We start from the raw sequence: 1202 nt of genomic DNA on the forward strand, positions 1-1202 counted from the left end.
CTCCCCAGGTAATTTCAGATGCCCAGGAACTAGCGCCCGACTATCACGAATGCTACCGGCTGGAGGCGATGGCCCGCGCTGCCAGTCACAATTTGCATGGGGCCAATACTGCCTACGAGAAGGCGCTGGAGCTTAACTCCTCCAGTTCGACACTCAACTGGTTCTATGCAAGGTTTCTGATTCGAGAGTTTGGGCAGCCGCAAGAGGGGCTCCGCTATCTACAGAAAGCGGTTGCACTCGACCCTGCAAGCACCGTACTGAAACTGGAAATTGCAAAAGTTCACCATCAGCTGGCCAATAGTGAGGCGGCCCGAGAGGCTTGTGTTGCGCTACTGCGAATTCCAGAGACGCCGCTTGAAATCAAATCGCGCGCTCTCGAAATTTACGTAAAGTCCGCCACACTGTCGGCCGGTAAGATGTACGGGGTGGGTGACTATGGAGGCTGTCTGGAGCTTCTGGAATACCTCCAGGAGACTCTAGGTGGCCTTCAAGGTGTCGCTGCGGATAACCTCGTCCGAGACCGGATTAGCTACGGAATGAGCCTGGCCAGAGGGGTTCGAATTAAGACGGCAGATAAATATCTAGCCCGTTCGGCGACCATGATTAACATTGCACTTTCGCAGTGGCTTGGAGTTGGCTTTAATGAGGCTGTCGATCGATCCTACGGATCCGTGAAGGCTATGCAGGCTGAGCGCGGTTTCGGATTCCTCCGGCCAACTGATGGCGGACCCGATATCTTCTTCCATGCGACAGATTTTCGCCCAACCGAGGAGTTTTCTCTTGTTCGAGAAGGCTCCGAGCTTTCATACAAGAAGACGACCAAGGATGGAAAGATTCGGGCTGTGGAAGTATGGCTAGTGGAGCGCTAGGGCCTGTGAGGCCTGTGATCAGCGGGTCTCATTCAGGAGAGTATTGATCTCGATCATCGAGGCTCCTTGTAGAGCTCGGGGTCGTGGCCTACAGCCCGTCCGTCCCACCTGCCCCTTCATCAGGGATATTGACACCTCCGAGCAGCGCTGGCGCTGCGTCCAGGGCCGGGGCTGCCAGGCGGTCGCCTCGATCCGGTACGCGGCCGCCCGCGACCAGCTCGACATCGCGGGGCTCGGCGGCACCCGGGCGGTCCAGCTGGTCGAGTCCGGTCTGGTGGCCGACCTCGCCGACCTGTTCACCCTGACCCGGGATCAGCTGCTCACCCTGGAGCG

General features: G+C 58.2%; 1 protein-coding gene and 1 pseudogene. Both read left to right on the top strand.

Features of this window, described 5'->3' with window-relative positions; genetic code table 11:
* Positions 1-869: cold shock domain-containing protein (locus ABD323_RS41315; protein ID WP_344447235.1), on the top strand; the 869-nt coding region annotated here is incomplete at its 5' end.
* A gap of 43 nt (positions 870-912) precedes the next feature.
* Positions 913-1202, top strand: a pseudogene (locus tag ABD323_RS41320) (NAD-dependent DNA ligase LigA); the annotation flags it as partial.

It is taken from the genome of Kitasatospora nipponensis, assembly GCF_039528135.1.
Lineage (GTDB): Bacteria > Actinomycetota > Actinomycetes > Streptomycetales > Streptomycetaceae > Kitasatospora > Kitasatospora nipponensis.